Annotated in this window: 12 protein-coding genes; 9 read left to right on the top strand and 3 right to left on the bottom strand. The window is 40.8% G+C overall.

From position 1 onward, the window contains the following. Positions 1-7: 7 nt before the first annotated feature. A complete protein-coding gene (locus BLR84_RS20350) occupies positions 8-298 on the top strand; it encodes a YXWGXW repeat-containing protein (RefSeq protein ID WP_090471816.1) in 291 nt (96 codons plus the stop codon). A gap of 177 nt (positions 299-475) precedes the next feature. Here BLR84_RS20350 and argS read toward each other — a convergent pair whose 3' ends face one another. Beyond that, positions 476-2,242, bottom strand: a complete 1,767-nt coding sequence (gene argS, locus BLR84_RS20345) for an arginine--tRNA ligase (RefSeq protein WP_090471814.1) — start codon at positions 2,240-2,242, stop codon at positions 476-478. An 86-nt stretch (positions 2,243-2,328) separates the two neighbouring features. On the opposite strand from argS, the gene BLR84_RS20340 reads away from it, so the two are divergent. The 3 genes from BLR84_RS20340 to BLR84_RS20325 all read left to right on the top strand — a co-directional run bounded on the left by BLR84_RS20340 (position 2,329) and on the right by BLR84_RS20325 (position 6,958). Then, positions 2,329-3,771 carry an arginine deiminase family protein gene (locus tag BLR84_RS20340; protein WP_090471812.1) on the top strand — a complete coding sequence of 481 codons (1,443 nt, stop codon included), beginning with the start codon at positions 2,329-2,331 and terminating at the stop codon, positions 3,769-3,771. Positions 3,772-3,869: 98 nt separating this feature from the next. Beyond that, complete coding sequence (gene ctlX / locus BLR84_RS20335; RefSeq protein ID WP_255366997.1) at positions 3,870-4,802, top strand: citrulline utilization hydrolase CtlX; 933 nt, start codon at positions 3,870-3,872, stop codon at positions 4,800-4,802. Positions 4,803-5,563: 761 nt separating this feature from the next. Beyond that, positions 5,564-6,958, top strand: a complete 1,395-nt coding sequence (locus BLR84_RS20325) for an arginine decarboxylase (RefSeq protein ID WP_090471808.1) — start codon at positions 5,564-5,566, stop codon at positions 6,956-6,958. Positions 6,959-7,125: 167 nt separating this feature from the next. Here the strand turns inward: BLR84_RS20325 and BLR84_RS20320 are convergent, their stop codons facing one another. Continuing rightward, positions 7,126-7,662 (bottom strand): hypothetical protein, encoded by a 537-nt coding sequence (locus BLR84_RS20320; RefSeq protein ID WP_143013957.1) that lies wholly within the window; start codon positions 7,660-7,662, stop codon positions 7,126-7,128. A 302-nt stretch (positions 7,663-7,964) separates the two neighbouring features. Here BLR84_RS20320 and BLR84_RS20315 point away from each other — a divergent pair, with 302 nt between their 5' ends. Then, positions 7,965-9,464, top strand: coding sequence for a malate:quinone oxidoreductase (locus BLR84_RS20315; RefSeq protein WP_090471804.1), 1,500 nt, complete (start codon positions 7,965-7,967; stop codon positions 9,462-9,464). Positions 9,465-9,778: 314 nt separating this feature from the next. Here the strand turns inward: BLR84_RS20315 and BLR84_RS30415 are convergent, their stop codons facing one another. Continuing rightward, the gene (locus tag BLR84_RS30415) at positions 9,779-12,382 is read right to left on the bottom strand and encodes a M1 family metallopeptidase (RefSeq protein ID WP_176852113.1); all 2,604 of its coding nucleotides are present in this window, start codon (positions 12,380-12,382) and stop codon (positions 9,779-9,781) included. 234 nt (positions 12,383-12,616) lie between these two features. Here BLR84_RS30415 and BLR84_RS20305 point away from each other — a divergent pair, with 234 nt between their 5' ends. The 4 genes from BLR84_RS20305 (at position 12,617) to BLR84_RS20290 (ending at position 16,840) form a co-directional block, all read left to right on the top strand. Continuing rightward, positions 12,617-13,567 carry a glycosyltransferase family 2 protein gene (locus BLR84_RS20305; RefSeq protein ID WP_090471802.1) on the top strand — a complete coding sequence of 317 codons (951 nt, stop codon included), beginning with the start codon at positions 12,617-12,619 and terminating at the stop codon, positions 13,565-13,567. Between the two features lie 93 nt (positions 13,568-13,660). Then, the gene (locus BLR84_RS20300) at positions 13,661-14,629 is read left to right on the top strand and encodes a glycosyltransferase family 2 protein (protein ID WP_090471800.1); all 969 of its coding nucleotides are present in this window, start codon (positions 13,661-13,663) and stop codon (positions 14,627-14,629) included. A 6-nt stretch (positions 14,630-14,635) separates the two neighbouring features. Further along, complete coding sequence (locus tag BLR84_RS20295) at positions 14,636-15,337, top strand: hypothetical protein (RefSeq protein WP_090471798.1); 702 nt, start codon at positions 14,636-14,638, stop codon at positions 15,335-15,337. 3 nt (positions 15,338-15,340) lie between these two features. Further along, entirely contained in the window at positions 15,341-16,840 is a 1,500-nt protein-coding gene (locus BLR84_RS20290; protein ID WP_090471796.1) for a GH3 auxin-responsive promoter family protein, read from the top strand. Positions 16,841-16,901: the final 61 nt, after the last annotated feature.

Genomic DNA, 16,901 nt, shown 5'->3' with positions numbered 1-16,901 from the left:
TTTACAGATGAAAAAGATAGCGAAAATAGGATTATTACTGGCCTTAACCGGCACCTTGTTCAGCTCATGTGCTGCTGACTATTATGTGGCCGATCGCCCTGCTGAGCCTGTGTATGTTCGCCCTGTTGCTCCCTATCCAGGTGCCTATTGGGTTCCTGGCGAGTGGACCTGGCGCGGTGGAAGATATGTTTATATAAATGGTTATTATGCCCATCCACGTCCGGGCAGGGTTTATGTACAAGGATACTGGCACCCGGTTCACCGTGGCTATGCATGGCACAGAGGATACTGGAGATAGCCCCCCAGCCCCCTAAAGGGGGGAGTAAATGTGCAGATTACAGATGTGCAGATATGCAAATGAGTGAATGATGCACTGCTTTGTAAAGCAAATAAAACGACCTTTCTGAATTGCAGAAAGGTCGTTTCGTTTTATATCTGCACATCTGTAATCTGCACATTTGCACATCAAAAGGGCCTACATCCGTTCCGGCACATCAATGCCCAGCAGGTTCATAGCCTTGCTGATCACTTTGGCTGAAGATGCTGATAATTGTAAGCGGAATTGCTTTGATATCTCGTCCTCGGCCTGGAGGATTGATTTTTCATGATAAAATTTATTGTACACCTTGGCTAACTCATACACATAGTTGGCTATAACTGCCGGACTATAATCGTTAGCAGCTGAATTAATCACGTCAGGAAATTGCGTTAATAGAACGATCAGATCGCGCTCAACATCGGCAAGTTCCGTAATTTCAATAGTGGAATTGACTTGATAATCTGCCCTGCTCAGCACCGATTTGATACGGGCATGGGTATACTGTATAAACGGCCCGGTGTGTCCCTGGAAATCAACCGATTCGTTAGGATCAAACAATAAACGTTTCTTAGGGTCGACCTTGAGCAGGAAATATTTCAGTGCCCCCATACCAATGGTATGATATAGTTGCTGCTTGTCTTCTTCACTAAAACCATCAACCTTACCCATAGCTTCGGTTTGTTCTTTAGCAGTGGTTTCCATCTCTGCCATCAGGTCATCGGCATCAACTACAGTACCTTCACGTGATTTCATTTTGCCCGATGGCAAGTCGACCATCCCGTACGACAAATGAAACAATCCATCCGCCCCGGCTTTGCCCAATTTACGCAGTATCAGGAACAGCACTTTAAAGTGATAATCCTGTTCGTTACCAACCACATAGATAGATTTATCCATGTGAAAGTCGTTATATTTTAATTGAGCGGTACCCAGATCCTGGGTAATATAAACCGATGTACCGTCAGACCGTAATACCAGTTTTTCGTCCAGTCCGTCAGGTGTCAGATCTATCCAGACAGAGCCATCCGGTTTTCTGAAGAAAACACCTTTTTCAAGCCCTTCCTCAATAATATCCTTACCTAAAAGATAGGTATTGGATTCATAGTAGTATTTGTCGAAATCAACCCCCAGTTGCTTGTAAGTTTCCGCAAAGCCGGCATATACCCAGCCGTTCATGGTTTTCCACAGGTCGATCACTTCCGTATCGCCTGCTTCCCATTTTTGAAGCATTTGCTGAGCCTCTTTGATAACAGGGGCATTCTTTTTAGCTTCTTCTTCACTTTGGCCTCTGGCTTTCAACTCTTCGATCTGGGTTTTATAGGCCTTATCAAAAAGCACATAATATTTACCTACTAAATGGTCGCCTTTTAAGCCCGACGAAACTGGGGTTTCACCGTTGCCAAACATTTGCCAGGCTAACATGGATTTGCAGATGTGTATACCACGGTCGTTCACCAGGTTGGTCTTTATTACCTCGTAACCAGCAGCACCTAATATTTGCGCTACCGAATAGCCTAACAGGTTATTGCGGATATGCCCCAGATGTAATGGCTTATTGGTGTTTGGTGACGAATATTCCACCATTACTTTTTGACCATTAGGTTTTGCAACAGCAAAATCATCCGGTAAAATGTGGTTATATAATTGACCTATCCAGTACTCGTCGCTTATAGAAATATTCAGAAATCCTTTGATCACGTTGAACGTGGCAATCTCCTTTACTTCGCTTTTTAGATACTCCCCTATTTCGGTGCCGGTTTGCTCGGGCCCTTTGCGCGAAAATTTAGTAAAAGGGAATGTCACTATGGTTATTTGCCCTTCAAACTCCTTGCGGGTTTCCTGTAAACTTATAGCAGCCGGGGCTACATCTGTTTGATATAGTTGTTTTATTGCTTTAACAGCTGCCTCAATAATAAAATCCATTCGGCAAAATTAAATAAATTGCCAATATCCTTGTTATAATAAAATGTTGATTATTCTGAATAGATTTGTTCTTCTTATATCCATTTATGACACTTAAAAACAACGATTTTAGAATAGATGTAACCTCCGAAATTGGAACGCTCCGCACCCTACTCATCCACAGCCCGGATAGCGGTCTGGGTAAAGTAGTACCATCAAAAGCTCAGGATTGGCTGTTTGAAGATATTGTGCACCTGGATACCATGCGTAAAAACGAATACGATTATTACGTAAAACTGTTGCTTTATTTTTTGGATCAGGATAAGATCAAAGGCAAACTACAGGAGGTAGATAATGACATTGAACGCACGTTTTTTAAGCCAGACAACCCTGGTTTTCATGCATCAGGTAAAGTAATTGAGATACAAACCCTACTGGCCGATATTTTAAAACAAGATGATATCCGTGAAAAACTGGTAGCATCCGTTTGCGCCATTGAAAGCTGTAATTATCGCCTGCAACAGCAACTGATAGATACCGACCCGGTTGAGCTGTCTAAAATATTTATATCCGGTTCATTAAGCACCGAAGAAATGATCTTCGCGCCTATACCCAACCTCATTTTTTCGAGGGATATTGGTATTGCCATCAACAATCATATGCTGTTGAATAAGCCTGCGAAAAAGGCACGTTTCCGCGAAACTTTGCTGGCACGATACATATTTTTTAATCACCCGCTGTTTGCCGAATATCGCAACAACATTTTGGAGATCCCCGAAACCGCCCAGCATTTTTTACGACCGGGTGAAGACAATCTCGAAAAAACAACTCTGGAAGGTGGAGACGTCATGATGGTAAGCCCACAGCACCTGGTTATTGGTTGCAGCGAACGTACTTCCATCAGCGGTGCTAATGAGGCCATTAAGCTCTTGTTTGATAATGATGTGGTGAAGAAAGTAACCATTGTAAAAATCCCACATAAGCGCGATTACATGCATATTGATACGGTTTTTACACAGGTTCGGCGAGATACATGGGTACTGCTGCGCTCCCTGGCCGTTGCCGAGGCCCCAATAGAAGAGCAGGAGCCGATATCGTGGTTTGCCGATAAAAAACAAAAGGAAAGACCAGAAATTGTACAGTTTGAGAAAGGTGAAAAACCCAGGCTATTTAGCTGTATTGAAGATCTGTTAGCCGATATCAGCGAAAATGATCTGCAAAGTGGTCATAAAACAAAATTTATTTACTCGGGCAATAACACATTCCCTTTTGATGCCCGTGAGCAATGGACAGACTCCTGCAACCTGCTGGCCATCAAAGAGGGCGTGGTTTTAGGATATGACCGCAATGATAAAACCGTAGAAGCGTTTAAACAAAATGGCTTTAATGTTATCCGTGTGAATGACCTACTACAGAAATTTGAATCGGGCGAGCTTGATCCGCAAGAACTGACCAATACTTTAATTTTAATGCCATCGGCAGAACTTTCCAGGGCTCGTGGTGGTTTTCACTGCATGAGCATGCCGCTTTTAAGAGATAAAATCGTCTGAATCAGAATTTACAGAATTCAAGGATTTACAGAATAACACCATAAATTCTGTTAATTTTCTAATTCTGTAAATTCTGATTCAGACAAAAAATTAATAAAATGACTAATAATCAATCCACCAATAATATATTAATGATCAGGCCGGTCAATTTCGGCTTTAATGAACAAACAGCAGGAAGTAACGCTTTTCAGAACCGTGATGCAGATCAGCAGATTGTTCAGGATAAAGCATTGACCGAGTTTGATGGTTTTGTAAAAACGCTGAAAGAAAACGGCGTTGATGTTATTGTAGTTGACGATACCCCGCAACCCCATACGCCCGATTCTATTTTCCCGAACAATTGGGTATCATTTCACGCCGATGGTCAGATATTTCTGTACCCCATGCAGGCCGAGAATCGTCGCCTGGAGCGTCGAGAGGATATCATCAGCAATCTGGAAGACCATTTCAAGGTAAATCATATAATAGATTTAAGTCGTTTTGAAGCCGAAAATAAATTTCTGGAAGGCACCGGCAGTATGGTGCTCGACAGGAAAAACAAGATCGCTTACGCCTGCCTTTCTCCCCGTACCAATAAAGAAATATTAGACCTGTTTTGCGAACAGGCAGGTTACCAGGCCATCAGCTTTGACGCGGTTGACGAGCACGGAAAAGCTATTTACCATACCAACGTATTGATGTGCATTGGCAGTGGGTTTGCGGTTATTTGTGCAGACAGCATCCCTAATCCTCATGAAAAAGTAGAAATTCAGGAATCGCTTAAATCTACTCATAAAGAAGTGGTGACCATTACTTTTGATCAAATGAGCCAATTTGCCGGTAATATGCTGGAAGTAAAAAACAAAACAGGTGAAAACCTGATTGTAATGTCGAAAAATGCGTATGACGCATTGCGCGAAGAACAGAAAAACACACTAAAAAAATACGGTAAACTGATTTATGCAGATATTAACACGATTGAAACCAATGGTGGTGGTAGCGCCCGGTGCATGATGGCCGAGGTACATCTACCTGATGTATCTAATCATTAATCTATCCTCCATTATTTTGCACAAAAATGTATACAGCTTTCTGACACTTGGCACAAAAAAACTTTCTTACAGACAGAAAGAATAAAACATTTTTGACAAACCAGCCTCTGTGTAATTGAAAATGAAACTGATTTTTGCAGGTAGAGCAATAGTATTTCTTATTATTAAAACCTTTTTTACTCATAATTAATCAAAAAGAAATTAAATTTAATTATTGAGATAAAAATAAAAAAATAATCAATTATAATTAACTACAGAGAATAAAATTTATGCAAACATTTATAACAAATGTATCTTTTAAATGGCAGCCAAAAGAAAAAAGCTTTGAATATTGTACCTCTTGAAATCCTTTCAACCCGCTCCGCACCGCATTTTGTGCAAATGAGTTGTTTCTTATTAAAATCACCTGAATGATTCGTTGTTATTGATTGTAACGACATAAATTATCCTTTATATAATGCAACAATAATCATGAGTGAACAAAATGAATGCCACACAGCAAACATTTTAACTATAGAATAAAAACATTGCCTTAATAAGACACCTTCACTGCTTTTCTTATCTCTTTTTACCCGCTTTAAACCAGTATTCCGCGACTTATGTAACATATCGCAATTCATTGATTATTAATGCAAAAACGATATGTACATACTGCGATATATCCCTTGTTAAATAAATTACATTCAGACTATAAAATTTATCCTAACAATTAGCCGTTAATTCCGTTTAAAAATCACATTTTTGCCCCAAATTTTTTAAGGATGCAGAGTTACCAGGAATTTCTTGATTTGAGTGTAGGTTTCCCGCAGGATGGTTTTGAGATCATCGACGATGAACTATACTTTCAGGACCTTAATTTAATGGAGATGATTGAAACGTACGGCACGCCGCTGCGTTTTACTTATCTGCCCATGATAACCAAGAAAATACAGCAGGCTAAGCTGCTATTTCAGCAGGCTATCGTTAAAAACAATTATCGCGGCAGCTACAAATATTGCTATTGCACCAAAAGTTCGCATTTCAGGCACATTGTAGAAGAAGCGTTGAAAAACGAGATCCACCTGGAAACATCATCGGCTTTTGATATGCCAATGATTGATGCGCTGGAGAAAAAAGGAGCGGTAAACAAGGATATCACCGTAATATGTAACGGGTTTAAAACCTTCCAGTATAAAACTTATATTATTGACATGCTGCATGATGGTTTCAAAAACATCATCCCGGTACTGGACAATAAAGAGGAATTTAACCTGTATGACGATGAGATCGAAATGGACACCCCTTGTAACCTGGGCATCCGTATAGCTGCTGAAGAGCAACCCGACTCCCAGTTCTATACCTCACGTTTAGGTGTACGTATGGAGGATGTGATCGATTTTTATCATAACAAGATCGAAGATAATCCTAATTTCCAGGTAAAGCTATTACACTTCTTTATCAACTCGGGTATATCTGATACACCATACTACTGGAACGAGCTTGAAAAATACGTAACGCTTTATTGCAAGTTCAAAAAAGTGAACCCGGCTCTGGATACATTGGATATTGGTGGTGGTATGCCTTTCAAAGATTCATTGGTTTTTGATTTTGATTACGAGTACATGATCAACGAGATCGTGAGCCGTATCAAAGAGATCTGTGCCGATAATGACACTATGGAACCGGATATCATCACTGAGTTTGGTAAATACACCGTTGCCGAAGCTTCAGGCATTTTATATAAGGTATTGGGCCGTAAACAACAAAATGATCGCGAAAGATGGTTGATGCTTGATGGTTCATTCATTACCAACTTGCCGGATGTTTGGGCTTTGAACCAAAAATACATCCTGCTTCCGGTTAACAACTGGGACTCGGAATATGAGCGTGTGAACCTTGGTGGTATTACCTGCGACGGTCAGGATTATTATAACCAGGAAGCCCACATGAATAGCGTATTTATGCCTAAAACCCGTAAGGTACAATATCTTGGCTTTTTCAATACAGGAGCTTACCAGGAAGTACTGAGCGGATATGGTGGTATACATCATTGCTTGCTCCCATCGCCTAAACACGTAATCATCCGCCGCAACCGCGACGAAACATTCAATTTTGAAGTGTTTGGCGAAGAGCAAAACAGTAAACAGGTACTGAAAATACTGGGCTATACGACGTAATTAGTTGGCAGTTTTGAGTTGGCAGTTAGCACAACTCTTATCATAGTTTATTTATAGCGATGGGTATAAAACCCATCGCTATTTTTTTGACCGTTGATCAGTATGATGACGTTGATTGCGCTGATTTTTTTACCTAATTTGTTTGGCATTTTTTGCAAACTGCAAACTCATTTCCCTGAAGCCACTCCCCAGTAACAGCTGTTTCTGATCTTTTTCAATATCTCGGGTGTTATGCTGGATATGGGTTGTTGGTATTTACCTTCATTATTAAGCAGGTACATCGCTCCACTTTGATTATTATAGGCATAAGAGCATAATTTATGTTCTTCCCCGTCTTCGTTTTTTCGCACATCTATTCTGAGTCCGTCAGTCATGTTGGATTTACTTGCTGGTTCTGAGGGTGCTGATGCTCTGATCCAATTAACGGTATAAGTTATATTTTGTGATGATACAGACGCCGTGGTTTGTTTATAGCTCTTACTGGCCTGTATCACTTGCAACAGACATTTTACACAAGGTTCTGCCACGGTAGCAGTACCATAATTTTTCTGCGGATTATTGATCACACTATCTTTTTTCCCCGCCACTTGTACCGTGGTTTTGGTAATATCCGTTGATACAGGTTTGGTTTTGGCATGTTGACAGGCAGATAATGCTACCACTACTATTATACAAAAACAAGTATTCAATTTTAATATCCTCATGCCAGATCACCTATTATTTATTGTATATACAGTGATGAAAGCTTTTTGTGTTAACCATATGTAAACTACATCATCCAAATTGGCAAAACCATTGCCATTTTAATTTAAACAAGTTATTTATTGCATTTAATGGACAGTAAAAGACCCGATTTTCTATAAAAATTTCTTAAAATTGTCTGATTTAATTTTCCCTTGCTGCTAAACATGCCTGCAGGACTTAATCATCACAACAATTTTCAAAAAACCGGGTTATACCTGGTATAATTTAACTTGAGCATACCTTTATAAGGTGTTATAAAAAGATGGCTAATAGCGATAAAGTTTCAGAAACAAAGGTTGACGTAGTTTTAATTGGCGCGGGTATTATGAGCGCTACATTGGGGGTAATGCTTAAAGAACTGCAACCCGATTTGACCATTGAAATTTTTGAACGACTTGAAGTTATAGCCGCCGAAAGTTCGGCCCCGATGAATAATGCAGGCACTGGTCACTCTGCTTTTTGCGAATTAAATTATACTCCCGAACTTCCTGACGGAACCGTCGAAATAAAAAAAGCCATTAAAATTGCCGAGCAGTTTGAGATATCCAAAGAATTCTGGTCATATCTCATCGAACAGAAATATATTCAATCGGCACAAAGCTTTATCCGCAAGGTACCGCACATGAGCTTTGTTTGGGGGCCCGAGAATGTAAACTATCTTAAAAAGCGTCAGCAAGCTCTTACCAAACATCATTTTTTTAAGGGGATGCTGTATTCCGAAGACAAAGCACAGCTTCAGCAATGGATCCCACTGGTGATGGAAGGACGTGAGGAAAACGAAAAAGTTTCGGCCACATTTATGGATTTAGGCACCGATGTAAACTTTGGCAGTTTAACCAGTAGTTTGCTGGATCAGCTTAAACAAAAAAAGGGGGTCGCCCTTCATCTTAACCATGATGTTCGTAACATTAAACGCAATAACGATAACAGCTGGCTGATAACCGTAAAAGACAAATCAACCGGACAAAGAAGAAAACTAACCTCCAATTTTGTATTTGTTGGTGCGGGTGGCGGCGCTTTGCCCCTGCTGCAAAAATCGGGCATTGCCGAAAGTAAAGGTTTTGGTGGTTTCCCCGTAAGCGGACAGTGGTTGGTATGCAACAACCCTGCGGTTGTGGAGCGCCATGAGGCCAAAGTATATGGTAAGGCATCGGTAGGTTCGCCGCCAATGTCTGTACCTCACCTGGATACCCGGATGATCAATGGTAAAAGAGAATTACTCTTTGGCCCATACGCCGGTTTCTCTACCCGTTTTTTAAAGAGGGGTTCATTACTTGATCTGTTTTGCTCCATTAAGCTAAACAATATACTCCCCCTGCTTGCCGTAGGGCGCGACAACTGGCCACTGACCAAATACCTCATCAGCCAGGTATTGCAATCGCCTACAGATCGCTTAAAAGCCTTACAAGAGTACATGCCCACAGCCAAAGCCAGCGAATGGGACCTGGATATAGCCGGTCAGCGGGTACAGGTCATTAAAAAAGATGCCAAACACGGCGGCGTACTGGAATTTGGAACCGAGGTGGTAACCTCTGCCGATGGAAGTATATCCGCTTTATTGGGAGCATCACCCGGTGCTTCAACATCGGTACCTATTATGATTCAACTCATTGAACGCTGTTTTAAAACTCACGTCAAAACCAATGAGTGGCAGCAAAAATTAAAAGAAATGATACCTTCATATGGGCAATCATTAGCTAATGATGAGGCACTAAGCGAAGTTACCAGAACGAGGACGAGCCAGGTGTTAGGATTAGTGTAGATACATATGTACCAGGCAGGCCATTTTATTAAAAATTGGGTTTACATGGTTTACACTTTTCATGGTTTACATTATTATATTTAATTGACAATCAAATAGTTAATATATTTTATCATCAAAAAGTGGGTTTACAGTGTAAACCATAATTTATCCCCTAAAGCAGGGAATCTGCTGTATTATTTTTGAACATAGTAATAGCTTAGCAGAACCCGGCAAAGTTGACGTAGCAGTGAATATCTATCCGATCAAATATTGAGGTGATAGGTTTTCGGAGCTTACGTTATCCGTTTCCCAAAGTATCAATTATAAACAGCTTACTGAAAGCCTCCGGCAGTCATGCCGCTATTTACAGCCGTTTCTTTAACCTTAAATTCCGCTGATTGCCCCAGCAAAGTTGTTTTGATCAGGAAGGGTATACGTATACCACCATTGATACCTTCATAATCACCAAATTCGGTTACGGAATTTACGGAGCCTTCAACTACTTGTTTTATTTTGAGACCTGTTTTCTGATTATAAAAATTCCGTATCTGAGTTCCTTCGGCAAGGCTTATATCAACTTCATAGGCCAGGTCGCCATTCACTATTTTAAGCGTAGAATCAAGTTCCATGGCATATCCGCCTTTTTCATAGTCGAGCTCAGGGAAAGGTTTGCTCTTTGCTTTTATTATTTTTTTACCGGCATCATCCAATGATATTTCGCGGTTTAACTGCTGTACACTGATGCGTTCGCCATTCACCAAAACATGGGTTACAATCAAATTATTGTATGAGGGTACGGTTATTTGCTGAAAAAACATATCGGGCGATCTATACCGGCTAACCATCTGTACTTCAGAACCCTGAACTGTACCTATTGATGATATTTGCAGGTCTTTAATATTTTTCAATTTCTCGGCTCCGCCTATAGCATCAATATAAGTTTTGATGACGCTGGCAGCAGTAGTACCAGCTGGTACCGGCAATCCGCTAAATGAATTATTTTCGGGGTTGATATCAGGCAAAAGATGATCCGGGTCGACAATAGCCGAAACAATTTTTGAGGTTGATTTATAATGGAATGTCCAAAGCCCACCGCGTTGCCATATTTCAACCGGGAGTTTCACGGTAGCGGTTTTACCATTTTCTTCTTTGACCAGGATAGTTACCGGCAAAGCCATCTCTTCCAGGTTCTCCAGCGTAATCAACGAACCTTTTGAGGCATCGCCATCCGGATAAATGATATCCCTTATGCCCTGGTCAAGTTTCCAGGTGGTGAAAAACCATTCGTTCCAAAACCAGCTCAGATCCTCTCCTGCCGCGTTATCCATGGTATGGAAAAAATCCCATGGCGTTGGGTGTTTAAATGCCCAGCGTTTGATATAGGTTTTAAAGGCATAATCAAAACGCTGCTCACCCAGTATCTGCTCACGCAGAATAGTAAGCCCCAGTGCCGGTTTATCATAAGCTGCCGCACCTAAAAAATCGGCCTGGATCACATCAGGAAACGTCATGATCGGCTCCGCTTCGGGGCTGAATAATTGCAATGCAGCCTTTTGTTGATCGGGTTTTACATAATACTCGCCATTGTTAAATACTTTGGTATCTACATTATTTAAAAAGGTGTTAAAACCCTCATCCATCCAGGCATACTTACGCTCGTTTGATCCTACAATCATCGGAAACCAATTGTGTCCAAACTCATGGTTGGTTACTTCCCACAACTCCCCTGTCTTATTTTCAGATCCGCAAAAAACAATACCTGGATATTCCATACCGCCAACAGTACCTGCAACATTAGTAGCTACCGGATAAGTATATTCAAACCATTGGTTGGAGTATAGTTCAATGGCGCCTTTTACATATTCTGTAGAGCGGCCCCAGGCTTGTTTACCTTTACTTTCAACCGGGTAAACAGATTGTGCCAGAGCTTTCTTTCCACTGGGCAAATTAATGCGTGCCGCGTCCCATATAAAGGCTTTTGAAGCCGCCCAGGCAACATCCCGTGCATTTTTACATAAAAAGTGCCAGGTAAGGGTTGGCTTCTTAGGATAATCATCGTTTCGCACGATATCAGCCGAGTCTTTGATCATTACTGTTTTATCACTCTTCCGGGCCTCAGCCAAACGTTTCAGGGTATTTGGGGAATATACCTCATTAGGATTAAGCAATTCACCCGACCCCGCCACTACCAGGCTGGCCGGTGCAGTAACTGTATAGTCAAAATTGCCGTATTCCAGGTAAAACTCACCAGCTCCTAGATATGGCAGGGTATTCCATCCGCTTACATCGTCATAAACCTCCATACGGGGATACCATTGGGCCAATTCATATATCCAGCCGTTTTTAGTAAGCAGGCGCCCCATACGGTCGGTGCCATACTGCGGAATATCAAAGCCATATTCTATCCTGATCTGTAACTTGCTCCCCTCGGCCCGTAACGAGTCTTTCAGCTTTATTTGCAGGCGGGTGTCGGTTACAATATAATCCGCTTTTTCGGTTTTGCCATTTTTGGTCACGAATATGGCCTTTATCTCATCGCCTTTAGTATAAGTACGGTTGTTAAATCTGCCGCCGGTTATCGGGCTGGTAGCTTCGGCCCTTGAATCTTCCCGGTAAATATTTTGCTCCACCTGTAGCCACAAAAAGCCCAGCGCGTCTGGACTATTATTGGTATAAGTGATCAATGCAGTGCCATCAATTCTGTGTTTTAAGGTATCTAAAGTAACATTCAGCTTATAATCAGCTCTGTTTTGCCAGTATTTTGAGCCCGGAGCTCCCCCGGCGTTCCTGAACGCGTTACCTTTTTCGGGATAAAAATTAGGATTGAATACTTTGTGCTGATCGTATTTTACACCGGGCTGATCGGCGTTTTGCGCATATCCTTTAAAGGTTATGGCACATAGCAGTATACAAAGCGTTAGGTTATAAAGCTTCATGTAGGTGATTTATCATTTATGAACGCCAATATATCAAAATTATGGCGATGCCATTATGACAATTGGACTGTTATAACATATTTTAACATATCATTACTGTTACATACTTGCTAAAGTTCTATTTGTAATTATCGTTCCTCACAAAAACAGTATGCAAACCATTATCTATTTTTTATATTTTTGCGGATGATTGAGAGTACGCAAAATCGCTGCTCCGAGTCACATTCCTAATAAATGGATATATCAGTAGTAGTACCACTTTATGACGAGATAGAATCATTGCCAGAGTTAACCTCATGGATAAGCCGGGTGATGGATGAAAACCGTTTCACTTACGAGATCATATTAATTGACGACGGTAGTAAAGACGGCTCATGGGAAATGATCAGAAAGCTGCAGCTGAACAACCCTTTTATCAAAGGCATTAAGTTCAGGCGTAATTATGGCAAGTCGGCAGCGTTGAATACAGGTTTTGAGGCAGCTAACGGCAATGTTATTATCACCATGGATGCCGACCTGCAGGATAGCCCAGACGAAATCCCGGAACTATACCGCCGTATTACCGAAGAAAATTACGACCTGATATCTGGCTGGAAAGCCAAACGATACGATCCGCTGAGCAAAACCATCCCAACCAAGCTATTTAACGCGGCAACACGCAAAATGAGCGGCATAGATAATTTGCATGATTTTAATTGCGGCTTAAAGGCTTATCGTAAGGCTGTAGTTAAAAACATCGAGGTTTATGGCGAGATGCACCGCTACATACCTGTACTGGCTAAATGGGCCGGTTTTACCAAAATTGGTGAACAGGTGGTTGAACATCGTGCCCGAAAATATGGCAAAACCAAATTTGGCATGAGCCGCTTCGTCAATGGTTTTCTGGACCTGCTTTCGATATTTTTTGTAGGCAAATTTGGCAAACGCCCGATGCACTTTTTTGGTACTATGGGCACACTGAGCTTTTTTGCAGGGTTGATTATTGCCATTTGGATCATTTGCGAAAAACTTTACCTGATTGCCCATAATGAAAAATACAGGGACATAACAGCCAATCCTTTATTTTATATAGCGCTTGTAGCTATTATTTTAGGTTCTCAATTATTCTTAACCGGCTTTGTTGCCGAGTTGGTTTCCAGAAATTCAAGCGAACGCAATAATTACCAAATAGAAGAGATTATTTAATTGAAGAAACAAGAATAAAGAGTCAAGAATCAAGACATTTTTTATTCTTATCTCCTGATTCTTGACTCTTGTTTCTTGACTCTATTTTAAAACATGTTTTTTTCCATCGTCATTCCTTTATACAACCGCCCGCAGGAGATCAAAGAACTACTGGAGACTCTTGTAGTACAAACTTACAAGGCCTTTGAGGTTTTGGTAATTGAGGATGGTTCTGTAAATGATGCCGAAGCGATTGTAAACAGTTTCAGCGATAAACTGGAGGTGCGTTATTTTAAAAAGCCCAATGAAGGACAGGGCTTTACCCGCAATTTTGGTTTCGAACGAGCCAAAGGCGATTATTTTATCGTTTTTGATTCTGATTGCCTGATCCCTGCCGACTATCTTGAAATTGTAAATAACTCACTCAGCACCAATTATCTTGACGCCTATGGAGGCCCGGATGGCGCACATAATTCATTTACACCAACACAAAAGGCCATCAGCTACTCTATGACCTCTCCCTTTACTACGGGAGGTATACGCGGCAATAAAAAAGCTATCGGGCAGTTTCACCCACGCAGTTTTAATATGGGTATATCGCGCCAGGTATGGGAAAAAGCCGGTGGATTTATCATTACCCGCCTGGGCGAAGATATTGAATACAGCATCCGCATCCATTCCCTGGGTTTTAAAATAGGCTTGATACCTGATGCCGTAGTTTACCATAAACGACGTACCAATTTTTTGCAGTTTTATAAACAGCTTCATTTTTTTGGCAGGGCGCGTATCAACATTTATAAATTTTTCCCAAAAGAGTTAAAGGCGGTTCATTTTTTTCCGGCGGTATTTACTACCGGGCTAATATTCACACTCATTTTCAACCTGTTAGGTTGGCAAATAGCTATATTAGCTAACATTATATTAGCAGTTTACATTTTGTTAATATTTTTTCACGCGTGGTGGAAAAATAAATCAGTAAAAATCGCATTTTTGAGCATTATAGCCGCCTTCACCCAACTTATCGCCTACGGGTTAGGATTTATGCAGGATTTTTGGAAGCGTGTAATTTTTAACAGATCATAAGAACCTATGTACCACCCATTTTCTGTTGCAGAAACCATTAAAACTGCATGGAATGTATTAAAGAAAAACTTCGCCACAATTACAGTATACTCAGTAATTGCCTTTGCTATCGTTTTTATTTCTGGGTTTTTAGTGTTTTATTTTGACGATGACGCTATAATCAGTTCTGTGGGCTTTATTGTTTTATTGATCGAGATCACATTTATTTTCTTAGCGTTTATAAAGCTTGGGTTTAAACTCATGGACAAAGCTTATTATGATTTTGACTTCAGCGAAATCATTCCTAAGTTCAGAATGCTTGTAAGCTATTTAACTTTATTGGTATTGGTGAGTACGCTCGCCGTTTTTGCTACTCATCTGATCGAGAATATCAATGTACTTAATGTAAAAAACTTTCTAAACTTTATTCTCGGCTTAGTTGTACAGTTTTTCTTTCTGTTCTATTTTCCGATATGTACCTGCTTTATTGTAGATGATGCCTCTGGCCCTCTTGAATCCTTAGCTCAGAGTTTTCATTTAATTAGGGGAAATTTCCTTAAATATTTCTTAATATTTATAGTGATAGAAGCCCTTATGATGTTGGGCGCTATAACTATTGTAGGGTTAATACTGGTTATTCCGTTTGTAAATATCATATTGATAGTAGCCTACCGCAAATTGGTTTACAGCCACCTGGATGTGGATGATGATATTGCCGAAACTAATTAGTATATGGGACTAAGATCTGCATTAAGCAAAATATTTGCGGCCGCAGTGAACCGGCAGCTAAACCGGTTACGCAAAAATGCCATAGCACTACAGCAAAACACATTCTCTGACCTGGTTGATGCAGCTAAAGACACCGCTTTTGGTCGCGAACATCGCTTTGCAGAGATCAGTAATTACAACGATTTTAAAAAGAACGTACCCATACATGATTATGAGGACCTGCGTCCTTATATTGATCGTGTTGTCAATGGCGAAGAGAATGTTTTGTGGCCGGGGAAACCAGCTTATCTGGCTAAAACATCGGGCACTACATCTGGTGTAAAATATATTCCCATATCCAAAGAAAGCATGCCGGAGCATATCAAAGCTGCACGCAACGCGCTGCTTAGCTATATTCACGAAACGGGCAATGCCGATTTTGTAGATGGCAAAATGATATTTCTGCAAGGCAGCCCCACACTTACGGTTAAGGCTGGAATATCAACCGGCAGGCTATCAGGCATTGTAGCTCATCATGTACCTGCCTATCTGCAAAAAAACCGGCTGCCAAGCTATGAAACCAATTGCATTGAGGATTGGGAGCAAAAAGTTGATGCCATAGTCGAAGAAACTTTCAACCAGGATATGCACCTTATATCGGGCATACCTCCCTGGTGTCAGATGTATTTTGACAGGTTATCAGTCAAAGCAGGCGATAAAAAGGTAAAAGATATATTCCCTAATTTTAAGCTGTATGTGCATGGAGGCGTAAATTACGAACCCTACCGCGCCCGCATGGAAGAAAGCATCGGCGCAAAAATAGATGCTATTGAAACCTACCCCGCCTCTGAAGGTTTTATCGCCTTCCAGGATTCGCAGAAAGAAAAAGGCCTGCTGTTACTGGTTGATTCGGGTATATTTTACGAGTTTATCCCATCAGAAGAATATTTTAACGAAAACCCTACCCGTATTAACCTGAAAGATGTAGAACTGGATAAAAACTATGCCCTCATCATGAATACCAGCGCGGGTTTATGGGGTTACAGTTTGGGTGATACCATTAAGTTTGTATCAAAAGATCCTTACAAAATAATAGTAACAGGGCGAATTAAACATTACATATCGGCTTTTGGAGAACATGTAATAGGTGAAGAAGTAGAACAATCATTAATGGGTGTGGCACAGCAGGAAGGTGTAGATGTGGTAGAATTCACCGTTGCCCCGCAGGTTAACCCTATGCCAGGGCAACTACCCTACCATGAATGGTTTATTGAATTTGGCTCGGCGCCGACTGATCTAAAGGCTTTTGCGCTTAAAGTAGATAAAGCCTTGCAAAAGAAAAATATTTACTATTTTGACCTCATTGAAGGTAACATTTTACAGCCTTTGATCATCCAAAGCCTGCAAAAAGACGCGTTCATTAATTATATGCGTTCGCAGGGGAAGCTCGGAGGGCAAAATAAAGTACCGCGATTAGCCAACGACAGGAAGATTGCCGACGTATTAAAGGAATACACTATATAATAAGTAAATTTGACGTTATTCAGATAAACAGTTTGCCCATTTAGCCGTTTACCTGACTAAC

This window comes from Mucilaginibacter sp. OK268, from assembly GCF_900103125.1.
In the GTDB taxonomy this organism is placed as follows: domain Bacteria; phylum Bacteroidota; class Bacteroidia; order Sphingobacteriales; family Sphingobacteriaceae; genus Mucilaginibacter.
Note: the sequence above shows the minus strand (reverse complement) of the source record. Positions and strands in the feature narration are given on the sequence as shown.